The sequence below is a fragment of the Aeromonas sp. 600948 genome (assembly GCF_049174875.1).
Lineage (GTDB): Bacteria > Pseudomonadota > Gammaproteobacteria > Enterobacterales > Aeromonadaceae > Aeromonas > Aeromonas veronii_A.
This window is the reverse complement of record NZ_JAAKTY010000029.1, coordinates 13,712-34,266: the sequence shown is the minus strand read 5'-3', so window position 1 is coordinate 34,266 and position 20,555 is coordinate 13,712. Positions and strand designations below refer to the sequence as shown.

Genomic DNA, 20,555 nt, shown 5'->3' with positions numbered 1-20,555 from the left:
CTGGGCAACTGCCACGGGAAAAACTCCAACCATTTGAGGCAGAATTTGTGACGTCTATCTGTTACACTTCGCGCCCGCCATTTTCCGGCTCACTCTCTGACTTGATGTCAGGCGCAGCCGTCGGTGGTTACAACCTCCGTCTCGCTCATGCCGAGCTAACCAAGCCAAACACAGCCCAGCTGGAACACAGGAACCCATTATGAGATTTGAATCGTTCGATTTTGCCCCCGAGATTTTGCGTGCTGTCTCAGATTGCGGTTATCAGGAGATGACCCCTGTGCAGCAACAGGCGATCCCGGCCATTCGCCGTGGCCGCGATGTGCTGGCCAGCGCCCAGACCGGTACCGGCAAGACCGCCGCCTTCGCCCTGCCCATCTTGCAGCGTCTGGTAGACAATCCGGCGCCGGTCCAGCCTTCCAACGCCCGGGTGCTGATCCTGACCCCGACCCGCGAGCTGGCGGCTCAGGTGGCGAGCAACATCAATGACTTCGCCAAGTATCTCGATATCACCACCATCACCCTCGTCGGCGGTGGCAAGCAGGACGTGCAGGCCAAGAAGCTCAAAGCGGGCGCACACATCATTGTGGCCACCCCGGGCCGTCTGCTGGAGCACCTCACCGCCTGCAACCTCAGCCTCTCTGGCGTCGAGTGTCTGGTGATGGATGAAGCAGATCGCATCCTCGACATGGGCTTCAGTGCCGATGTGCAGAAGATCCTGCAAGCGGTCAACAAGACCCGTCAAAACCTGCTCTTCTCCGCCACCTTCTCCGACGCGGTGAAGAAGCTGGCCAACCTGATGCTGGACAGACCGCAGATCGTCAGCGTCAACAAGCAGAACTCCACCGCCGACACCGTCAGCCACACCGTCTATCCGGTCGAGCAGAAGCGCAAGCGCGAGCTGCTCTCCGAGCTGATTGGCAAGCAGAACTGGCAGCAGGTGCTGGTGTTCGCCAGTACCCGCGAGAGCTGTGATGTGCTGGTCGAGGAGCTGAACCTCGACGGCATCAAGTCCGCCGTTGTCCATGGCGAGAAGGCCCAGGGCAACCGTCGCCGCGCCCTGCGCGAATTCATGGAAGGCAAGATACGGGTACTGGTCGCCACCGAGGTGGCAGCCCGTGGTCTGGACATTCCGGATCTGGAGTACGTGGTCAACTATGATCTGCCGTTCCTGGCGGAAGATTACGTGCACCGCATCGGCCGTACCGGTCGTGCCGGCAAGCGCGGCATGGCCATCTCCTTCGTCAGCCGTGAAGAGGAGCGTACCCTGCTGGAGATCGAGGCCCTGATCGGCCAGAAGATCCGCCGCATCATGGTACCGGGCTATGAGGTGAGCAGCCGTGACGAGCTGATCAAACAGCTGCAGGAGCGTCGCCGCTTCGGCAAGCGTCCGCAGCGTGAAGATAACGCCGTGGCCCAGGTGATGGCCGAAGCCAAGCTGCAGGGTCAGCGCCTCAAGCGTCTGGCCGCCGCCAAGAAGCCCCGCCAGCCGAAATAAGGCGGACAGTTGCTCTATTGAACCGCAAAGGCGCCACTGGCGCCTTTGCCATCTCTGTCATCGGTGTTGACCCCTGGTGGTCAACTCAAGGATTGCTTATGACCTCTCCGACCTACAATCAGGCCCTGCTCGAGATGGCCACCCAGAGCCTGGCCGAACTGGCCCGCACCGCCGAGCAAAAGGCGGGCAAGCGCACTCCGGCGCAAGAGAGCCACTTTCTCTGCACCTGGATGGCCGACTCCCTCAAGGAGAAGCGCTTCTCCCGTCTGGTGATGGAAGATTTGAAAGCTTGGGTGCAGCTTGGCCGCACGCTGGGTGCGGGCGCCGATCTCAAGGGATTGCTGGAGCGCATCGCCTTCCAATACCAGTACGCCATGACCAATCCGCAGCAATTGGGAGCCAAGCTGGCGGCCCTGCTGGAGGATCTGACGGCGGCAGGCTGGCTGGTGCTGACCGAGAGCGAGGTGAACGCCAAGCTGCGCCTGCAATCGGGCGGTCAGGCGAGTCTGGTGGTAAGCCATAGCGAATATGAAGGCCATATCGAGGACGGTGAGCTTGTCAAACCCCTCACCCTCTATGTGCGCGGTGACGAGAAGGTGCTGGCCGAGGCGGCCTTCAAGCACGGCCTGCTGCTGAGCCAGGGCAACAAGAAGACCACCCTGGTCAAGCACCACAAGGCCTACCGGCTGATGCCGGACAACGCCCAACCGGCGCTGGCACTGCTGAGCGAGGCTCGCCAAGGCGCCTGATCCCGCCTGTCTTCAGCAATAAAAACGGCAGACCCTTGAGCAGGATCTGCCGTTTTTTATTGTTCGATGTTTGATGATGAGGTTGGGTAGTCGTTTAGCGGATCTTGATGCCAATCTGGCCCGCGTCACACCACTCGAACATCACCTCTTCGCTCTTGCCGCAGCAACTGCCACCACAGACCCGGCTTTCACGCTTGATGACCCGCCCCTTGCGCATCCAGACGCCGAGCATGGCCTCCACCGCATCTTCCGAGGTGTGGAAGTGGCGAGCCAGATCACGCCGGCTCACCTTCTGCTGCGCGGCGAGGTAATCCCCCAGCTCGCGCAGGATCATAAGGTCACCACCTTGCGGGCAACGATGTCACCGTGACGGCGACCGGCCCACCAGAGCAGTACCAGAGAGAGGCCATAGCTGACGATCCAGAACAGGCTCTGCTCCGGGTGAGCGGCGAAGGTCGCCACCTGATAGAAGAGGGTGGCGCACATAAAGGCCATATAGTTGCACCATACCGCCGTCATCAGCGCCCACTGGCGACCGGTTTCCCGCACCAGCGCGCCCATGGCTGCGGCGCAGGGCATGTAGAGCAGCACGAACAAGAGGTAGGCAAAGGCACCGGCCGCCCCGTCGAAGTGGGTCTGCATATTACCGTAGGTGGAAACATCGACCTCCTGCGCTTCGGCGGCAGCTTTCTGGTCGTCGAGGTTGCCAACATCAAGCCCCATGGGGTCGCTCGGGTTGATCTCCGCCAGATTGGCCGCCACGGCATCGATCGCCTCGTGGAAACTAGCCACCAGCGAGAACTCGCTCGCCTCCTCTGCATCGCCACCACCGGCGTAGAGGCTGTTGAGGGTACCGACCACCGCCTCTTTGGCGAAGATACCAGTGACAATACCGACCGTGGCTTGCCAGTTGTCATCGCGCACACCGATGGGGTGCAGCACCGGCGTGACGGCCTGGCTAATCTTGCTCAGTACCGAGCTCTCCTGCTCCTGATGGCCAAAGCTGCCATCGGTACCCAGGGAATTGAGCACGCTCAGCACGGCAACCACCAGCACGATGGTTTTACCGGCGCCAAAGACGAAGGATTTGAGCTTTTGCCAGGTCTTGATGGCAACGTTGACCGGACGCGGCCACTCGTAATCCGGCATCTCCATCAGCATGGAGTCGCTCTTGCCCGGCAGCAGGGTGCTGCGCAGCAACAGGCCGGTGAGCACCGCCACCAGAATGCCGATGAGGTAGAGGCCGAACACCAGGTTCTGGCCAGACTCGGGGAAGAAAGCCACCGCAAACAGGGCGTAAACCGGCAGACGTGCACCGCACGACATGAAGGGGGCCATAGCGGAGGTCATCAGCCGCTCCCGCTCGGAGTTGAGGGTACGGGTCGCCATCACCGAGGGGACGGTACAACCAAAGCCCATCAGCATCGGCACGAACGCCTTGCCCGGCAGGCCGAGGCGGCGCATCAGGGCATCCACCACGAAGGCGGCACGGGCCAGATAGCCGGAGCTCTCCAGCACCGCGAGGAAGAGATAGAGGCAGCCAATCACCGGAATAAAGGTGGCCACGGTCTGCAAACCAACGCCGAAGCCGTCTGCCAGAATGGCGCCCAGCCACTCGGGGGCATTGACCAGCCCCAGCAGGTGGTGCACCCCATCGACAAACAGGGCGCCGCCCATGATGTCGAAGAAGTCGATAAAGGCGCTGCCGACGTTGATGGCAAACAGGAACATCAGGTACATGACAAACAGGAAGAAGGGGATGCCAATCCAGCGATTGAGCAGCACCCGATCCAGCCACTCGCTCTGGGCCTCGGTGAGCTTGCCCTTCTGCTGACGAGCCTGTTGTACCCACTGGTGGATATGGCCGTAGCGGATATCTGCCAGTTGCAGGTCGATATCCTGCCCTTGATGAGCGCGAGCTACCACATTGGCGGCGGCCGCCTGCTGACCGGGCAGCAGGGTCTCCTGCATCACCGCATCCTCTTCCAGCAGGCGCAGGGCGCGGCCACGGGTAGTGAGGTGATGCGGGGCGAGCAGGGTCTCCAGCTCCGCCAGATCGGTTTCAAGCTCTTGGCCGTAATCGAGTTGCAAGGCTGCTTGCGGCTGACCGATAAACTGCCGGATCTGCTGCTTGAAGGCGGTAACCTGCTTGCTGTTGTGGGCAGAGAGGGCCACTACAGGGCAACCGAGGGATTTGCCGAGCTTGCTATCGTCGATGACGATGCGGCGCTTTTGCAGGATATCCAGCTTGTTGAGCACCACCACCATGGGCAGGCCCAGTTCGCGCAGTTGCAGCGTGAGGTAGAGGGAGCGCTCCAGATTGGCGGCGTCGATGACGTTGAGCAGCAGGTCGGGTTGTTGGCCCTGGGCAAAGCGGCTGGCGATCTGCTCGTCCAGACTGCCATCCTGACCCGCCAGGCTATAGATGCCGGGCAGATCCATCAGCTTGAAGTGATGCTCACCCGCGCTGAACTCACCCATCTTCTTGTCGACGGTGACGCCACTCCAGTTGCCTACCTGCTGGCGGGCGCCGGTCAGGGCGTTGAACAGGGAGGTCTTGCCGCTATTGGGGTTACCTACCGTTACCAGGGAATAATTCATACCAGCTCTACCTCTATTTTCTTCTGAACCCGCCGCGTGCGAGTGGCAAGCTGCTTTGCAGGTTCGACTTCTTGTCTCTGAACCGCTCCCGGTGACTTTCTTGACTGAAGCGGTAGCCGAACAGGGGGTTATACCGGCTCGACTTCTATTTGCTGGGCCAGACTCTTTTGCATGGAGAGACAGATCCCCTGGCACTGGATCTGGAGCGGGTCCCCCAGGGGGGCGGAGCGCAGATAAATGACTTCAGTCTGGGGCAACAGGCCCATCACCATCAGTTTGCGGCGCAGCGGCCGGGCGAGCTGATTCATATTCTTGATGCGAGCACTCTGTCCCGGTGACAACTGCGTGAGTACCATGACTGACTCCTGAAGTTAAACAATAATAATTCTCTTTTACTTGGGGCATTATAAGCTGTGTCTTCAACTTTTATTTGAGTAAAATCAAACTCCGCTTAGCTAACCCATAAAGTAATGCCATGAATCACGACAACAACAGCCGCCTCGTTTACAGCACAGATGGCGGCATGATCAAGGAGCAGAGCGCTCCCCAATCCGCCTCCCCCTTCCCCACTGACGGCACCGTGCGCATTCGCCGCGAGACCAAAGGGCGCAAGGGCGCCGGGGTGATCACCATTCATGGCGTACCCGCCGATCAGCAAAAATCCCTGGCCACCCTGCTCAAGAAAAAGTGCGGCACCGGAGGCGGTATCAAGGAGGGAGTGATCGAGATCCAGGGGGATAAACGGGACCTGATCAAAACCGAGCTGGAGAAAGCCGGTTTCAGCGTCAAGCTGGTGGGTGGCTGATCCCCTTGTCACTCATGCGGTTTTTCCCTAGAATGCCCGCTCCCATCGAGGGGGAGTAGTCTCGCACGCCGGTGCCATCCATTGCATGAATACCGGTTTGCGACCCTGATCAACATACTTGGTGCCAAATCACCATGGTCAGGGTGATCCATGCCAGCCATGGATTTGACAAGACCTTTGACGGGCCAGTGCCAATACCGGGGACGGATGGCGCAGGCTTGTCTTTGGTTTATAACAATTCCGTCCCCCGGTCATTTTTATGGAAGCCTTGTTAACCTCAACCCTCAGCGTCGCTATTGCCGAGATCGGCGATAAAACCCAGCTGTTGGCGTTGCTGCTCATCTGCCGTTTTCGCAAGCCCTGGCCCATCATCGCCGGCATGCTGGCGGCTACCTTGCTCAACCATGCGGGCGCCGCCTGGATTGGTGAGTTCATCAGCCGCTGGCTCGATCCCAAGATAATGACCTGGCTGGTCGCCATCGCCTTTATCGCCATGGCTATCTGGATTTTGGTGCCGGACAAGATGGATGACGAGGAGAGCTCGCTGGATAAATACGGCCCCTTTATGGCCACCTTCGTGCTCTTCTTCATCGCCGAGATTGGCGACAAGACCCAGATCGCCACCGTGCTGCTGGCCGCCAAATATGATTCGCTGGTACAGGTCATTACCGGCACCACCCTCGGCATGATGCTGGCCAACGTGCCGGTGGTGCTGATCGGCAAGCTGGGGGCAGACAAGCTGCCGCTCAAGGGGATCCGCATCGCCTGCGCCATCCTCTTCGTCGGCCTCGGGGTGAGCACCCTGATCTTTGCCTGATCGCCTTTTCCGCTGACCAAGCCCTCCACCTCGGAGGGCTTTTTTGTTTGCTGCTTTGTCTAGTGCGTAACCCGCTGTCGCAACCACCTGCCCTACAGCCAAGGGGCAGTGCACGGTTGCGGGGACCTCATGCCATAATGGGGCAAACCTCGTGGAGTCCCCCCATGCACAACGTATCAAGAGAGACGCTTCTCGAATGGGTCAAACAGGGACGGCTGGCGCCAGAGAAGCTGGCGGACGCCCTGACCCTCGCCGATCTTCCCCCCCATCCGGCGCGCTGGCAGTGGCTGTTTGACCGGCTGCTGCTCTGGCTCGGCGCCCTCTGCATCGGGGCTGGCCTCATCTTCTTCGTTGCCTTCAACTGGCAGGAGTTGGGCCGGGTCTCCCGCCTCGCCCTGCTGGAGGCGCCGCTGCTCGCCATGCTGCTTCTGCTGTGGCGCAAACCCCTTGGGGATACCCCCCGTCAGGCGCTGCTGCTCGCCATCGCCCTCAATATCGGTGCCCTGCTGGCGCTGGTGGGTCAAACCTACCAGACCGGCGCCGATCCCTGGCAACTGTTCGCCACCTGGGCGCTGATGCTGGTGCCGCTGGCGGCATTTGGCCAAAGTCCCCTGCTCTGGACCTTAAGCTGGCTGCTCGGCCAGCTGGCGCTGGTGCTCTACTGGCGGCTCGGTTTGTTCACGTTCTTCTTTACCTTCGATGAAGAGGGATTGGGCTGGTGCCTTACCCTGCTCAACGCCGCCCTCTGGGCTCTGCTTCTGCTGGCGCCAAACCGCTGGCGCCTGATGCCAAGCTGGCTGGCGGGCCTTGCTGCCGGTCTGGGGGCCACCCTGCTCACCCTGCTGGCGCTGTTTGATGTCGCCTCCCCGCTGGTGTGGCCGCTCTGGCTTGGCTGGCTCGCTGCGGCCTATGCCCTGTGGCACCACAGATTTATCGCCGGACTCGCCATGGGGTGCCTCAGCCTGATTGCCGTCATCCTCGCGGCGCTGGGCAAGTGGATGGAGCCCGACATCAACGGCTTCTTGCTGCTGAGCCTGATTGCCATCGGCCTTTCTGTCACCGCCGCCCGCTGGCTGCAACAACAACGGAGGTCTCATGAGTGATCTGACCCTTTGGCAAGCACTGCAACAGGCCAATCTGGTGGAAGGGGATCAGCCCAGTGATACCCAGCCCCACTGGTCGAGCCGCTTTCTGCTGGGGCTGGTGGGGTGGATTGCCGCCCTGTTCCTGCTCTTTTTCCTATTTCTCACCTTCGAACAGCTGACCCGCGAGGCCAACAGCGCCCTGCTGCTCGGGGCCGTGCTGCTGGCGGGGGCCTACGCCCTCAATCGCAGCCAAAGCGGCGATCTCTGGGATCAGTTCGTGCTGGCCCTCACCCTGGCGGCCGATGCCTGGCTGCTCTATGGCCTGCTCGATCAGCTTGATCTCCATCATGCCCTGCTCTGGTTTGGGTTGTGCCTGCTCTCCCTTGCCATCGCCGTGCTGTTCGATCACTGGCTGGTGCGGCTGTTTCACAGCGTGGCGGCGGCCCTGCTGCTCACCCTTGGCCTCGTCTGCCTCGGGCTGCAACTGCTGGCGCTGCCGCTGGTGATGGCGGCCATCACCTTCTGCTGGCTGCGGGCAGATAGGGATCCCGCCCGTCACCAACTCTACCACTCCATCACGCTGGGGCTCGCCCTCTCCCTGCTGGTGCTGGGCCGCCTGCACCACCCGCTGTGGGATGGCGGCAGCAGCGTGCTGGACGAACTGGGGCTGTCCCGCCTGCCGCTCTGGCTCAATCCCCTGATCTGCGCCGCCCTGCTGCTGGCGGTGATGGTGAAACTCAAGCTCCCCCTGCTGTTTGGCCTGCCACTGGTGCTGATCAGTGCCATCATCCCCGGCATGGGGGCAGGCGCACTGGTGCTGATCCTCGGGTTTTATGCCGGCAGCCTGGGGCTGATGACCCTCTCTGCCCTGCTGCTGCTCGGCTATGGCTCCCTCTATTACTACGACCTGGGGCTCACCCTGATGACCAAATCCTGGCTGCTGCTGGGCTCCGGCATCCTGCTGCTGGTGGCCCGCCAGCTGCTCACCACCTTTGCGGCAAGGAGCGACTCATGAAACCCGTCACCCGACAACTCGCCCTGTTGCTGAGCGGCCTCGCCATCCTGGCAGGCATCAATGCCACCGTCTGGCGCTATGAGCACGCCATGAGCAGCGGCGAAGTGGTGCTGCTGCGGCTCGCTCCGGTCGATCCCCGCTCTATGATGCAGGGGGATTACATGCGGCTCAACTATGAAATTGCCCGCGAGCTGACCAGCCGCGACGCCCGTGCGACTCAAGACAAGGGCAGCGACACCCTGGTGATCCGCCTCGATGCCCATCAGGTAGCCACTCTGGTGGTCGATGGCAAACCGGATCGGCTCGCCAGCGATGAGCGGCTATTGCAGGTACACCAGAGCGAGCGGCAGTGGCAGATCGGCCCCGATGCCTACTTCTTTGAAGAGGGCACGGGGGAGCAGTACGAAACGGCCCGCTACGGCGAGTTCCGGCTGCAAGCCGATGGCAAGACCCTGCTGGTGGGGCTGCGGGATGAGGCCTACCAGCCCATCGGGCAGACCCGCGCCCGCTGGTAACGGCCGTGAGTGGCTATTTACTCTGTTCATGGTCACACTCAAGGGAAGGTTGATCGCTAAGGATGTTCCCAATGAGGATATGGCTGATCTGTCATCTGTTGCTGCTCTGCTGGGCCTCGACGGCCCGGGCTGATCTGGGCAAGCTCGAGTACCTCACCGAAGAGTACCCCCCCTACAACTACAGCGATCCGCAAGGCCAGCCCACCGGGCTTGCGGTCGATCTGCTGCAGATGATCTGGCAACACAGCGGCGTGACGCCCCAGCCGGTGCGCATCCTGCCCTGGGCGCGAGGTTATTACTTGCTAACCCAGAAGCCCAACGTGGTGCTCTTCTCCACCGCCCGCACCCAGGCGCGGGAGGATCTCTTCAAGTGGGTCTGCCCCATCGGCTACTCGGAATACATACTGCTGGGCCGCAAAGCGCGGAACATCACCCTGACCGCCTTCGATCAGATGAGCCAATACAAGATCAGCGCGGTGCGCTCGGATGCAGCCGAACAGCTGCTGCTCAACAACGGCATGGATGACAACAACATCATCCCGGCCAACCGCCTGTCGCAGGGGTTGAAGATGCTGCTCTCCGGCCGCGCCGACCTGCTCGCCACCAGCAAGCTGGCGGGATATGACGCCATCCGCGAACTGAAGCTGAGCAGCGACGACTTCAACGTGGCCATGGTGCTGAGCGCCGAGCAGCTCTGCTACGCCTTCAGCCGTCAGGTGCCTGACAGCGAGATCACCCTCTTTCAGCAGGGCCTGACCCGCGCCCTCGCCTCGGAGGAGTTTCGCAAATTGCAGGCCAAATACCTGCCGGTGCGCTGACTCTCGGCTGCGGCTGGGATGGTCCCTCAGTCGCACTATGGTTGCCCTCAAGGAGCTGGCTATTGCGAACTCGAGCCGTCACACTGTTTGGCATTGTCGATATAGTGAAGGATCTCTTCCATGCGGAAATGGCATCTCTCCCACATCCTACTCCTTCTGTGGGCCAGCTTTGCCCGTGCAGATCTGGACAAGCTCGAATACTGCACCGAAATCTCCCCGCCTTTTAACTTCAGTGACGCAGAGGGTCAGCCCACCGGCCTTGCCGTCGAACTGCTGCAGATGATCTGGCAATATAGTGACCTTTCCCCCCAACCAATACGCATTCTGCCGTGGGCCCGCGGCTACAAAGAACTAAGCAGCAAGCACAATGTGGTGCTGTTTGCCACCGCACGGACACCCGAACGGGAAGCGCTTTTCAAGTGGGCCTGCCCCATCGACAACTCGGACTTTGTGCTTCTTGGCCGCGCAGCTGACAAGCTGACCCTTGTCTCTGCCGAACAAATGAAACAATACAAGATTGCGGTGGTGCGCTCGACCGTATCGAGTCAGCTGTTGCAGGAGCGGGGTCTGGATGAAAGCAACCTTGTCGAGGCAAACCGTCTCAGCCAGGCGGCCAAAATGCTCGCCTCGGGCCGTACCCATCTCTTTGCTACCAACAAGCTGGTCGGCTATCAAACCCTCAAGGATCTCAACATGGATCTGAATGACTTCAATGTGGCCTTTGTGCTCGACAGCAAGCCACTCTGCTATGCCTTTAGCCGTCAGGTGCCAGACAGGGATATAAGCCGCTTTCAACAAGCTCTGGATCGTGCCCGGGCCTCCCCTCAATTTTCGCAACTGCAAGCCAAATACCTGCCACTGCGCCAGTCTCTCTGACCCTCGCAACACAGCACAACATGCCGGCGGCCTCCTGCACTTTTTGCCAAACTGCAAACCCGCCTTGGCGAAATCATCCGGCTTGGTCACAATTGAGCATAGGTATTCCCTTGAGCAGGATAGAGAAATGAAACCATGGATCGGGTTGGCCACACTGCTTGTTACCTCCTTTGCCAACGCCAGCCCCGAGCTGGCCAAGCTTCACTACATTACCGAAGAGTACAAACCCTACAACTACGCCGATGCAAGTGGCGCCCCCACCGGCCTCGCGGTCGAACTGCTGCAACTGGTATGGAAAAAGACCAATACCCCGGCGCAGCCCATCACCATCATGCCTTGGGCGCGCGGTTACTACCTGCTGACCCAAAAGCCCAATGCGGTACTCTTCTCCACCGCCCGCACCCAGGCGCGGGATCCTCTGTTCAAATGGGCCTGTCCCATTGGTTACGCCGAAATCGTGCTGGTAGGGTTGGCCGAGCGCAATATCACTATCACCAAGCTCGATGATGCCAAAGCATTCAATATCGGGGCGGTACGGGCTGATGTGGGAGAACAGTTGCTACTCAACAACGGCTTTGACGAGACCAAGCTGATGGCAGCCAATCGGCTGGCACAAGCGCTGAAGATGCTCACCTCAGGTCGGATCGATCTGGTCTCCACCAACAAAACCACCATGGAACAGCTGATCGTGGAGCAAAAACTCGACCCCGCCCGCTTCAAGGAGCAGTGGGTACTTAGCTCGGAGCAGTTCTGCTTCGCCTTCAGCCATCCGGTAAGCGACGAACTGGTCAAAGAGTTCCAGACCGGCTTGACCCAGGTGCTGGCGAGCAGTGAATACCCGCTGCTGCACAGCAAATACTTCCCTGCCCCCGCCGCCAAATAGCGGCGCAGCGAAAAGCGCCAACAACAAGGGGCCCGCTGCGGACCCCTTCGCTTTTTACCGTTTGCTCTCACCTGGCCACGTACCAGCACAGCAGCAGCCACCTTGTGAAGGGCGATAAGCTGTTCGATATCGAGCCCCACGACGGCGCCATTCACACCCGCCACTTGTCGCCCACCATCAACCGATCGGCCCGTTCGGCGCCACACAAGATCAGCGGCCTAACGTCGCAGTGCCGCCACGCAACCCAGCTGCTGGGAAGATCTGAAATATAGAAAATCAATTAGATAGCAACATGCCTCGCGGCATCCAGGCATCAATTGCTATCCGCATTCGGGTGTCTGTGCCGGGCATGAAAAAGGGGAGCCAGGCTCCCCTTGTGGCACTTGCGGCGTTAGAACTTGTAGAGCCAGGAGATAGCGGTGAAGTAACCGTTATAGTTCTGGTTAACATGACCCATGCTGTACTCCTCACCGGTGTAGAGGTAGTCCACATCGTGGTAGAACTCGTAGCGCATATCCCAGCGCAGTGACTGCTTCTCGTCGAGCTGATAGAGGGCATAGCCTTCCAGACGGTGTTGCTTGCTGGTCAGGTCGGGGTAGTCATAACCCTTGCTGGCATCTGTCTGGCCACGGCCATAGGAGAAGCTGTAATCCACCCCCAGTTCCAGCGCCAAATCAAACGCCTTCTTCTGGCTTAGACCCACTCCCAGAGTAGTGATTTGGTCACGAACCCGGGTCGAATAGGGATCCCAGTCCGGGGCACCGGTGTAAGCATGGTTCTGGCTTGAGGTGATCCACTGTACATTGCTGAAGAGATGGCCACTGAGATTCTCATCAAACTGCTGGTTAAGGGTCAGATCGATACCGTAATCCTCCCCTTCACTGAGTCCGATGTCAGGCTCCGGATAGTTTGCCCGTGCCCACCACCCTTCCAGCGAGGAGCTTAACTGCTCGCTGAAGGCATACTGCAGATCGCCACGCAGCTCGAACCTGTCACGATTGGCCAGATAGAACTGACGCAAGGTCGGGCTGACATTGGTATTGTTATTCTTCCACTCAGAGCCATCCCGGGTGCTCCAGGAGAGTTTCCCCCCCAGTTGCAGATCACCCACCGGGCGATAGCGACTCTTGAGGAACAATGTCTGCTCATCCGTCTTGCGACGATCCGCGTACTCCCGTTCATCGGCACGATACTGGTAACCCCCGGTTACCTTGACCGATCGACTCAGGCGGTAATCCGCTTCCAGATTGGCTTTACTGTGAGAACGATCCCCCGGCTGCCGTTGTTTGCCAATAACAACCTGCTTGTCCGAGTTGTCCTGCCGATCCCGGTATTCGCCCCCGGCCCGCAGAGTCAAATCCCGGCCAAAACGCCCCACCCATTTGGCATTGGTCTGGATGGTATCGATCTCACCGTGGAAATCGCTCTGGGTGATCGGCACCTGCCGGAAGGCGGCTAGATTGCCATCCGACGTTGTTCGGCTGCTGAGAATGCGACCGCTCAGACTCTGCCGGTTCCAGTTGTACTGGCCGGATAAACTGACCTGATGGAAGCTGTTGTCGGGTTCGTAAGCCCGCTCATTGGCATAGGGGTCGCTGGCCGAACCGAAATAGAATGCGGTCTCCTCGTTGCGATAGAGTGAGCCGTTGTAGGCCAGATCAACCAGCCAGCCTTCACCCAGGTAGCTGATGCCACTCTTGACCAGGGTGGTACTGCTGCCATCGACCAGCTTGGGTACAAAGCCCGGCATGCTGCCTATCCCCGGGATGCTGGACTGATAAGTGGCCAGCGTTGCCTCTTTTTTCTCATAAGAGAAATCGGCATAAGGGCGCCATGGGCTCTTGGGGGTATAGGCAAGCCCCATAGTCAGCTTCTTGCGGACCACCTCCTTGTCAAATTCGGCCAGCGCACCAGCCGCCATAGGCGCATCGTCAGAGCGATAGACACTCTTGCCATGGCTGTTCCAGTAAAAGGGGGTTTCGGAGTAGCCAATTTTGGCGCGCGCGCCATCATAGAACCCTTGCTCCAGTGACATGCTGAAACGGCGCATTCCAAGATCCCTGGCCTCGAGTGCGCCATAACGGGATCCCTCTCCCCGATACTGCAGGTCAGCGTTAAAGATCCCCTGCATGCCGGTATCGTTGGCGGCGGGCACCCAGTTGCGAAAACGGGTCGCGCCATCATCGTTGATGTAGCCTGTCCCCAGCCCCACCTCACCAAACCAGCCACTCTCGCTTTCACAGGATGCGCAGCGCCAGCGCGCGGTTTTGGCCTCCCTGGCCGATTGCAGAGAGTAATCCTCGACAGCCAGCGGCTCCTCGGTGGCATGGGCCGAGAAGATGGTCAGCAAGGAGAGCCAAAGTGTTGAATGTTTCATGACTTCTCTCCTCAACGTCGCAGGGACTGCCCATTCGGATGGTTGGTCCCGTGGATCTGGTTATGACAGTTCAGGCAACTGCCGCCGCGCACCTTGAGATCCCCCTCGGGGATGGACACGTTGGCATGGGGGGCGCTGTGACACTCCTGACACAACTGGGGCACGCGCTTGTTGAGCAGCGCCTGATTGATGGAACCGTGGGGGCTGTGGCATAGAGAGCAATCCTCGGTCACCGGTTCGTGCTCCCACAGGAAGGGGCCCCGCTTCTCGGCATGGCACTCGTAACAGCTCTCGTTGACGGTTGGCTGTTTCAGGCTGGCCTCATTTTGTGACTGATGCGGGTTGTGGCAGCTGGAGCAGGGCATTTCGCCATTCAGGATGGGATGACTGGTGCGCTTGTGCAGATCCGATTTCTCTGCGGCATGGCAGCTGGTGCAGGTCTCGACCTGTTTCTTGCTGTCCATCACCGGATCCTTGGCCTGGTGCAATGTGTGGCAGCTGGTACAGGAGAGATCCTCGACCGCATGAACACTGGCATGCCAGCCCATCCGGTTGGTATCGGTATGACAGGAGAGACAGACACTGTTCTGCTTCTCGACCGGCACAGGTGAATCGGGACCAAAGGTGATCATCGGCTCCCGTTTCTCTCCTTTGCGAGGATTGCGCGTGTGGTTGCCTGCCGGACCATGACAAGCTTCACACTGCCGGTCGGCCATGGGGCCATTCTGGTTGCCCAGATTGCCGTGCACACTGTGGAATATGCCGGTCGCGGGTTTGCGTGAATCTGAATCGTGGCACTTGAGGCAGGTATCAGCTCCCTTCGGGGAGTATTTTCCCTGGTCAAATTTCTTGTCCAGAGCCGATTCAATCTGGAGTCGCGGATCTGCATCGCCAGCGGGTTGCGCGGCATCGCTCTTGGCCCAGGCTGACAGGCAGCTCAGGGCCAGCATGCCAGCCAATAACCACTGCGTGATGGTCTTTTTCATCTTGTTTCCTTCAACGGCGAAGGGCCAGGGGTTACCCCCTGACCGCAGGATTTCATCAACGGAAGTCGTAGACCTTGTGAACCTTGTCGACCCCCTGCTCCTGCCCGACGGCATGGCAAGAGGCACACTGTTCAACACCGGTTGCGGCTTCGATCGTCTCTGCACCAAAGACGGCGCCGTTATTCTTCATGTGGGTAACCCACTCATCCCCTGCCACCGGGCTATCCGGCTTGACCAACCCCAGCGGTGATTTGAGGTGGCAGCTGGAGCAGACCACCAGCACCGGGCTGAAGTATTTGGGCTGTTTGTTGTCAGCCGTGGTGGCGACCAGAGAGGGGCGCGCGTTCTGCTGGTTGGGCAGGTTGTATTGCCCCTGGGTATGACAGGACTCGCAGTTGCTGATATCGCCCGGGAAGGTAGCACTTCCCCCATGTTTGGCGCCCAGCGCGTGGAAGGAGTGGACGTGATATTTCAGGTCCCCCGGCACCCCCGCATAGAACGAGGTACGGGTCGCGTTGTGGCAACTGGTGCACTGGCTCATATCCTTGGCCGCATGATTGCTCATGTGGACTGCCAGATCCTTGTGACAACTGTTGCAGGAAGCGAGATCCGCACCGGCCTTGAGCAGATAGCTGCTGTCGATGCCCCCTTCGGCACGGAAGTAGGCGCTGACCGGATTGATGGCGATCAGGGAGAGTGCGCTGGCAGTACTGCTGCAAGGCAGCAGATCCCCTGCGGCAAACGCCCCGTTGCGATCGGCTTTACGCGCCACACAGACTCTCAAGTCAGCGATGGTCGCAGCCAGGGTGCCGTTGACCTCGTTGCCCGTCTCTTTGCTGCACAGGAAGCGGCCTGTGCCCTGGCTGACACACTTGCTGAACTCGATCTTGTTGCCAGAGACGAAGGTCTGCGGATTGGTGGTGGCCAGCTCGAATCCCTGGCCCTGATCCCAATTGACCAGAATGGCCGGATTGCCATCTTTGACATATTTCAGCACGTCATTAACGCTCTCGGCCGGCGTACCGTCGACGGTGACGGTCAGTTCGATCTCGATATTGGGAGCGGCATAGCGAACGTCATCGAACGTGAACTGCAGCTTGTCGCGTCCAATCGCCTCGTTGGCCATGTAACCCAGGTGGACCATGTAGGGGGACTTGCTGCTGGCCGGATCAGCGCCATGGCACTGGGTGCAGACTGCGCCACTGTTTATCTTGCCAGTGATGTGAGCATCAAAACCTGTGGAGCTGGTTGAATCGGCATGACAGGCACCACACGCTTTTTCCTGGGCATGTTGCCAGTTACCGGCATTGAGGGTGGCTGGCGTGGCGTCCTTGTGACAGGTATCGCAGTTGCGCGAGTCTTGCGGGAAGTGGCTGACCGTCTTGGTATCCGTACTATCCAGATTGCCATGGTACTTGTGCACTATGGTCGTCAGAGAGCGGCGGGTAGCAATGGCCGGATTGCTCTCGTTGTGACAGGTGACACAGAGTTTGGGGTCAGCGCGATCCGCGTGTTTGATCGCTTGCTTCATGTGACAACTGTTACAACTGCTCTGATCCACGATATCCCGGGTCAAAGCGGCGCGCGTCCCAGCCGGCACCCAGTCCAGCACATAGTTGGTGACGGGGACATTGTTACTGCCACCAAAAAAGATACCCACACGATGAGTCGCCGTTTCATCCCAACTAATCACGCCATTGTTGCTCTGTGAATCAGCAGGATAGGGATCCGGCACTGTGGTGGGGTTAATAGCAAAGGTGTAGCGATATTGCCCATTGCCCAGTGACTCCAGCTTGCCGCTGTTTTCACTGGTGGCTTTGCCGGAACGGTAGATAAAACTCTTCCAGATGGCCGGGTCTTCACGTGTGGCATCGCGGCCGGGGATCATCTTGTTGAGGGTGAATGAGGGGATCGTAGCGCCCAGGTCGTAACCCGAGCCCTGTTTGTCCGTCACGTTGAACTGTACCGAGAGCTGACCATCCGGGGTGAGAACCGGTGTCGACGCCGAGATAATCAGAGATCCAGGGGTTCCTGGAGGAGGGGTGGGTGGCTCACTCTTATCACTGCCATCCCCCCCGCCACCACAGGCCGAGAGGGTGAGCACCATTGCAGCTGCCACCAGCGCTTTCCAGTATTTCATCTTGTTTATCCTTTTTTATCGGATTTTTTATTTCATGTATGAGCTGTCTCAGAAAAGTCCCAAAAACATGCAACATTGAAGCCTTTTGAGCCCCACCTTGGTCAAAAACCATTTCCACCCAAATTATAAGGTTTATGTGGCTCTCGACGTTGACAGAAGTCTCAAAAGCGGGACTGAGCCCACTTTTTCGAATAAAAAAACGGTATAAGCTGTCTTTTTCGATTTTTATGTCAAAGGGAGTGCAAAATGAAGCGAAGCATGAAATGGGAAGTGGTGGGGTTATCTCTGTTGATTGGTTCAATTGGGCCAGCCTTTGCCGGGGTCGACGAGATGGCCAAAACATGTAACGCATGTCACGGTAATCAGGGGATCAGCTCACATACAGATATTCCGACAATCGCCGGAATAGCAGAATCTAATCTTGCGGAGCAGATGCGAAGCTACCTAGATGGCCGCCCTGCTAAGACCGTTAATCATGTCACCGGTGACACCAGCAAACAGGGAAACATGACCGACATTGTTAAGGGTCTTAGCGACGATCAGATCGACGAATTGGCAGCTTACTATGCCGAACTGCCCTACCAGCCGATGAAGCAGCCGTTCGATGCCGCACTGGCCAAAGCAGGACAAAAACTGCATGAAGAGTCTGGTTGCAAGAAGTGTCACTCCGAAGGTGGCTCCGTTGCCGACGATGAAGCCTCCATCCTCTCCGGTCAGCCAAAAGGTTACATACTGATGGCCCTGCAAGAGTTCAAGGCCGGCAAGCGCAGCAATGACGAGAAGATGAATAACGCCATCATTGCCATGAGTGATGCCGATCTCCAGGCGTTGGCCGAGTACTACGCCAGCCAGCAATAACCAAAGCGGTCAGGTTTATCCATTGATCAAGCCCCCACTCTGTCGTGGGTGGGGGACTCTTGCCCGTTTCTGGCATTTTGGGAGGTATTTGTCGCTCTTTTTCTTGTCAGGGGGTGGATAACGCCGCTGAACCTCTTTGATCCGGAGTCCAGTATGAAAAAAATAATGCAGTGGGCCTTGCTTGCCACGATCTGTCTGGGTGCAAGCGAGTTTGCCCTCGCAGCGACCGCCGTCGAACCAGCGTCTGCTGCCGTCAGCACTGTGGCCGATAGCAGTGCCGCCGATGCACTGGCCTCACGCCAGGCCAAAGCCGCGAAGAAAGCCGCAGCCGAGAAAACAGCGGCCGCCCGTTTCGCCAAGTGTGACAAGTGCCACGACGGAAACGAGGGGATGCATGGCAAGCATGCCAGCGTCACCAACCCCAATACCAATGAAGCGGTGACCTGTACCAACTGTCACGGCAACCCGTCAGCCCAGCACCGCAAACAGCGTGGCGGCATTGTCGACGTGATGCGCTTTGGCGACGATGCCTTCCCGCTCAGCCAGCAAAACGGCGTCTGCATGAGCTGCCATGAGCCCGATGATCTGCGCAAGGCGCTGTGGGCTCACGACGTGCATGCGACTCGCGTGACCTGCACCAGCTGCCATCAGTTGCACCCGGCCAAAGAGCCCATGGTCGGCATCCCCGAGAAGGCCCGCATCAAGCTGTGCGTCGACTGCCACAGCAAGCAGCATGAGGCCAGGCAGCAAGCCGCGGCCAAGGAGGGCGCATGAGCACGACCCGTCGCGAGTTTATGGTGGGGATGAGTGCCAGCGCCTTGATCCTGATGACGGGGTCGCCCCGCGCCCTGGCCAACAGCATGACCATCGGGGGGGGGCGCTACGGCATGATCCACGATGAGACAGCCTGCATCGGTTGTACCGCCTGCATGGATGCCTGCCGGGAAGTCAATCAGGTGCCACAAGGGGTAGCCCGCCTGCAGATCCTGCGCTCCGGCCCTGTGGGTGAATATCCGGATCAGGAGTACCGGTTTTTCCGCAAGTCCTGCCAGCACTGTGATAACGCCCCCTGTGTGCATGTCTGCCCGACGGGTGCATCCCATATCCGGGCCGAGGATGGCATCGTCGACATTAACCCCGATCTCTGTGTCGGCTGCCGCTACTGTCTGGCGGCCTGCCCTTATCAGGTACGCTTTATCAACCCGGTCACCCGCATTGCCGACAAGTGCGACTTTTGCCGCAAAACCAATCTGGCCAACGGCAAGCAACCCGCCTGTGTCGAAGCCTGCCCTACCAAGGCGCTGGTGTTCGGCAATCTGGATGATCCTCACAGCCCGATCGCCAGACGGCTGGTGCATGAAACCACCTATCGCTACAAACAGTTCCTCGGCACCTCGCCCAAGATGTATCGGGTACCGAAAGGGGAGGTAAAATCATGAGTCCTCATAACCCGCATCATGACGGTATCCCTCTGCAGATGGTGAGTAGCGAAACGGGAGGTATGTACCATGTGGCATAACGCATTTCACTTCGACTCACTGGTCTGGGATGGTCCCATCGCCATCTACCTCTTTCTGCTGGGGATCTCCGCCGGTTCAGTCACCCTCTCGGTGCTGTTGCGCCAGCGCGGGGCCGGCAGCGAGAGCGGCATCATCAGGGCGACCGCCATTCTGGCCCCGCTCAGCGTGATACTGGGGCTGCTGATCCTCATCTTCCACCTGGCTCGTCCCTGGACCTTCTGGAAGCTGATGTTCCACTATCAGTTCGATTCCGTGATGTCGATGGGGGTCATGCTGTTTCAGGTCTATATGACGGTGTTGTTTGCCTGGCTGGCGGTGGTCTTCAGAGCCGAGATCGAGGGGTTGCGGCGGCACCTGCTGGCGGACAGGTTCGCCTTCATCGATACCCTGATAGGCAAGATGGCACAGATCGAGCGACTGCTTACTCCCCTGTTGTTGTTGCTGGCCGTACTGCTGGGGGCCTATACCGGCTTCCTGCTCTCGGCGCTCAAGACCTACCCCATGCTCAATAACCCGATCCTGCCGGCGCTGTTTCTGGTATCCGGTATCAGCTCAGGGGTCGCCTCCACCATCTTGCTGGCGGTGACTCTGTTCAAGGAGAGCAGCCATAGCAAGGGGGTGAGCTTTGTGCACCGCTTCGAGCGTCCCATGGTGGCTATCGAGATCTTCTTGCTGGTCTGCTTCTTCACCGGCCTCTACTTCGGTGGCGGCCAGCGGGAGGCAGCGATGTGGGCGGCCATAGGCGGCGGCTTCTGGTCGCAGGTCTTCTGGTTTGGCGTGATTGGCATCGGCATCCTGCTTCCCCAACTGTTGGGGCTGTTCAGCTCGCCAGCTCGCCAGCACCAGCGCTCCCACCTGGTGCTGGTCTGCAGCCTGAGCCTGGTGGGGATCTTGCTGCTGCGCTACTTCATCCTCTATGCCGGTCAGATGACGGTGCTGTAACATTGCTGCGTGGATGGGCCAGAGATGTGTTTAGTCCTTACACAGGCTTACACATTTTCGGCTCGTTCTTCTC

General features: G+C 59.3%; 20 protein-coding genes. 14 read left to right on the top strand and 6 right to left on the bottom strand.

The genetic code is table 11. The features are described from left to right. Positions 1 to 199 precede the first annotated feature (199 nt). Together G5182_RS18655 and G5182_RS18650 are read left to right on the top strand one after the other, a co-directional pair. Complete coding sequence (locus G5182_RS18655; protein WP_421254636.1) at positions 200 to 1,495, top strand: DEAD/DEAH box helicase; 1,296 nt, start codon at positions 200 to 202, stop codon at positions 1,493 to 1,495. A 98-nt stretch (positions 1,496 to 1,593) separates the two neighbouring features. Next, entirely contained in the window at positions 1,594 to 2,244 is a 651-nt protein-coding gene (locus G5182_RS18650) for a DUF2913 family protein (protein WP_421254635.1), read from the top strand. 94 nt (positions 2,245 to 2,338) lie between these two features. On the opposite strand, the gene G5182_RS18645 is transcribed toward G5182_RS18650, so the two are convergent. From G5182_RS18645 to G5182_RS18635, 3 genes are all read right to left on the bottom strand, one after another. After that, complete coding sequence (locus G5182_RS18645; RefSeq protein ID WP_005350974.1) at positions 2,339 to 2,578, bottom strand: FeoC-like transcriptional regulator; 240 nt, start codon at positions 2,576 to 2,578, stop codon at positions 2,339 to 2,341. Beyond that, positions 2,575 to 4,845, bottom strand: coding sequence for a Fe(2+) transporter permease subunit FeoB (feoB, locus tag G5182_RS18640; RefSeq protein WP_421254634.1), 2,271 nt, complete (start codon positions 4,843 to 4,845; stop codon positions 2,575 to 2,577). The genes G5182_RS18645 and feoB overlap by 4 nt, the downstream gene beginning before the upstream one ends. 128 nt (positions 4,846 to 4,973) lie before the next feature. Next, positions 4,974 to 5,201: a FeoA family protein gene (locus G5182_RS18635; protein ID WP_005337384.1), complete on the bottom strand. Its 228-nt coding sequence runs from the start codon at positions 5,199 to 5,201 to the stop codon at positions 4,974 to 4,976. A gap of 119 nt (positions 5,202 to 5,320) precedes the next feature. Between G5182_RS18635 and G5182_RS18630 the strand changes: the two genes are divergently transcribed. The 8 genes from G5182_RS18630 (at position 5,321) to G5182_RS18595 (ending at position 11,659) form a co-directional block, all read left to right on the top strand. Then, positions 5,321 to 5,650, top strand: a complete 330-nt coding sequence (locus G5182_RS18630; protein WP_139428489.1) for a translation initiation factor — start codon at positions 5,321 to 5,323, stop codon at positions 5,648 to 5,650. Positions 5,651 to 5,909: 259 nt separating this feature from the next. Then, positions 5,910 to 6,467 (top strand): TMEM165/GDT1 family protein, encoded by a 558-nt coding sequence (locus G5182_RS18625; protein ID WP_005337386.1) that lies wholly within the window; start codon positions 5,910 to 5,912, stop codon positions 6,465 to 6,467. 164 nt (positions 6,468 to 6,631) lie between these two features. After that, positions 6,632 to 7,570 carry a DUF2157 domain-containing protein gene (locus G5182_RS18620; RefSeq protein ID WP_227342435.1) on the top strand — a complete coding sequence of 313 codons (939 nt, stop codon included), beginning with the start codon at positions 6,632 to 6,634 and terminating at the stop codon, positions 7,568 to 7,570. Further along, complete coding sequence (locus tag G5182_RS18615) at positions 7,563 to 8,567, top strand: DUF4401 domain-containing protein (RefSeq protein ID WP_421254633.1); 1,005 nt, start codon at positions 7,563 to 7,565, stop codon at positions 8,565 to 8,567. The genes G5182_RS18620 and G5182_RS18615 overlap by 8 nt, the downstream gene beginning before the upstream one ends. Further along, positions 8,564 to 9,082 carry a GDYXXLXY domain-containing protein gene (locus G5182_RS18610; RefSeq protein WP_421254632.1) on the top strand — a complete coding sequence of 173 codons (519 nt, stop codon included), beginning with the start codon at positions 8,564 to 8,566 and terminating at the stop codon, positions 9,080 to 9,082. Before G5182_RS18615 ends, G5182_RS18610 begins: the two co-directional genes overlap by 4 nt. Before the next feature lie 71 nt (positions 9,083 to 9,153). After that, positions 9,154 to 9,900 carry a substrate-binding periplasmic protein gene (locus G5182_RS18605; RefSeq protein ID WP_216953323.1) on the top strand — a complete coding sequence of 249 codons (747 nt, stop codon included), beginning with the start codon at positions 9,154 to 9,156 and terminating at the stop codon, positions 9,898 to 9,900. A 120-nt stretch (positions 9,901 to 10,020) separates the two neighbouring features. Then, the gene (locus tag G5182_RS18600; protein ID WP_216953322.1) at positions 10,021 to 10,776 is read left to right on the top strand and encodes a substrate-binding periplasmic protein; all 756 of its coding nucleotides are present in this window, start codon (positions 10,021 to 10,023) and stop codon (positions 10,774 to 10,776) included. A 127-nt stretch (positions 10,777 to 10,903) separates the two neighbouring features. Further along, positions 10,904 to 11,659, top strand: a complete 756-nt coding sequence (locus G5182_RS18595) for a substrate-binding periplasmic protein (protein WP_216953321.1) — start codon at positions 10,904 to 10,906, stop codon at positions 11,657 to 11,659. A 391-nt stretch (positions 11,660 to 12,050) separates the two neighbouring features. Here G5182_RS18595 and G5182_RS18590 read toward each other — a convergent pair whose 3' ends face one another. The 3 genes from G5182_RS18590 to G5182_RS18580 are packed head-to-tail and all read right to left on the bottom strand — an operon-like array spanning position 12,051 to position 17,162. Next, entirely contained in the window at positions 12,051 to 14,036 is a 1,986-nt protein-coding gene (locus G5182_RS18590) for an MtrB/PioB family decaheme-associated outer membrane protein (RefSeq protein ID WP_216978494.1), read from the bottom strand. A gap of 11 nt (positions 14,037 to 14,047) precedes the next feature. Further along, positions 14,048 to 15,022, bottom strand: a complete 975-nt coding sequence (locus G5182_RS18585) for a DmsE family decaheme c-type cytochrome (protein WP_227342431.1) — start codon at positions 15,020 to 15,022, stop codon at positions 14,048 to 14,050. A 55-nt stretch (positions 15,023 to 15,077) separates the two neighbouring features. Next, the gene (locus G5182_RS18580) at positions 15,078 to 17,162 is read right to left on the bottom strand and encodes an OmcA/MtrC family decaheme c-type cytochrome (protein WP_421254631.1); all 2,085 of its coding nucleotides are present in this window, start codon (positions 17,160 to 17,162) and stop codon (positions 15,078 to 15,080) included. A 246-nt stretch (positions 17,163 to 17,408) separates the two neighbouring features. On the opposite strand from G5182_RS18580, the gene pdsA reads away from it, so the two are divergent. The 4 genes from pdsA to nrfD all read left to right on the top strand — a co-directional run bounded on the left by pdsA (position 17,409) and on the right by nrfD (position 20,482). Next, on the top strand, positions 17,409 to 18,020 hold the full coding sequence (pdsA, locus tag G5182_RS18575; protein WP_216953317.1) for a periplasmic diheme shuttle PdsA: 612 nt from the start codon (positions 17,409 to 17,411) through the stop codon (positions 18,018 to 18,020). Between the two features lie 153 nt (positions 18,021 to 18,173). Continuing rightward, positions 18,174 to 18,794, top strand: a complete 621-nt coding sequence (gene nrfB / locus G5182_RS18570) for a cytochrome c nitrite reductase pentaheme subunit (RefSeq protein ID WP_421254630.1) — start codon at positions 18,174 to 18,176, stop codon at positions 18,792 to 18,794. After that, a complete protein-coding gene (netC, locus tag G5182_RS18565; RefSeq protein WP_421206413.1) occupies positions 18,791 to 19,459 on the top strand; it encodes an Nrf-like electron transfer protein NetC in 669 nt (222 codons plus the stop codon). The genes nrfB and netC overlap by 4 nt, the downstream gene beginning before the upstream one ends. A gap of 69 nt (positions 19,460 to 19,528) precedes the next feature. Then, positions 19,529 to 20,482, top strand: a complete 954-nt coding sequence (gene nrfD / locus G5182_RS18560; RefSeq protein WP_421206415.1) for a cytochrome c nitrite reductase subunit NrfD — start codon at positions 19,529 to 19,531, stop codon at positions 20,480 to 20,482. Positions 20,483 to 20,555 lie beyond the last annotated feature (73 nt).

Coding starts and splice junctions, on each gene's coding strand:
- G5182_RS18655 (WP_421254636.1), top strand. CDS start 200: ATGAGATTTGAATCGTTCGATTTTGCCCCCGAGATTTTGCGTGCTGTC.
- G5182_RS18650 (WP_421254635.1), top strand. CDS start 1,594: ATGACCTCTCCGACCTACAATCAGGCCCTGCTCGAGATGGCCACCCAG.
- G5182_RS18645 (WP_005350974.1), bottom strand. CDS start 2,578: ATGATCCTGCGCGAGCTGGGGGATTACCTCGCCGCGCAGCAGAAGGTG.
- feoB (WP_421254634.1), bottom strand. CDS start 4,845: ATGAATTATTCCCTGGTAACGGTAGGTAACCCCAATAGCGGCAAGACC.
- G5182_RS18635 (WP_005337384.1), bottom strand. CDS start 5,201: ATGGTACTCACGCAGTTGTCACCGGGACAGAGTGCTCGCATCAAGAAT.
- G5182_RS18630 (WP_139428489.1), top strand. CDS start 5,321: ATGAATCACGACAACAACAGCCGCCTCGTTTACAGCACAGATGGCGGC.
- G5182_RS18625 (WP_005337386.1), top strand. CDS start 5,910: ATGGAAGCCTTGTTAACCTCAACCCTCAGCGTCGCTATTGCCGAGATC.
- G5182_RS18620 (WP_227342435.1), top strand. CDS start 6,632: ATGCACAACGTATCAAGAGAGACGCTTCTCGAATGGGTCAAACAGGGA.
- G5182_RS18615 (WP_421254633.1), top strand. CDS start 7,563: ATGAGTGATCTGACCCTTTGGCAAGCACTGCAACAGGCCAATCTGGTG.
- G5182_RS18610 (WP_421254632.1), top strand. CDS start 8,564: ATGAAACCCGTCACCCGACAACTCGCCCTGTTGCTGAGCGGCCTCGCC.
- G5182_RS18605 (WP_216953323.1), top strand. CDS start 9,154: ATGAGGATATGGCTGATCTGTCATCTGTTGCTGCTCTGCTGGGCCTCG.
- G5182_RS18600 (WP_216953322.1), top strand. CDS start 10,021: ATGCGGAAATGGCATCTCTCCCACATCCTACTCCTTCTGTGGGCCAGC.
- G5182_RS18595 (WP_216953321.1), top strand. CDS start 10,904: ATGAAACCATGGATCGGGTTGGCCACACTGCTTGTTACCTCCTTTGCC.
- G5182_RS18590 (WP_216978494.1), bottom strand. CDS start 14,036: ATGAAACATTCAACACTTTGGCTCTCCTTGCTGACCATCTTCTCGGCC.
- G5182_RS18585 (WP_227342431.1), bottom strand. CDS start 15,022: ATGAAAAAGACCATCACGCAGTGGTTATTGGCTGGCATGCTGGCCCTG.
- G5182_RS18580 (WP_421254631.1), bottom strand. CDS start 17,162: ATGAAATACTGGAAAGCGCTGGTGGCAGCTGCAATGGTGCTCACCCTC.
- pdsA (WP_216953317.1), top strand. CDS start 17,409: ATGAAGCGAAGCATGAAATGGGAAGTGGTGGGGTTATCTCTGTTGATT.
- nrfB (WP_421254630.1), top strand. CDS start 18,174: ATGAAAAAAATAATGCAGTGGGCCTTGCTTGCCACGATCTGTCTGGGT.
- netC (WP_421206413.1), top strand. CDS start 18,791: ATGAGCACGACCCGTCGCGAGTTTATGGTGGGGATGAGTGCCAGCGCC.
- nrfD (WP_421206415.1), top strand. CDS start 19,529: ATGTGGCATAACGCATTTCACTTCGACTCACTGGTCTGGGATGGTCCC.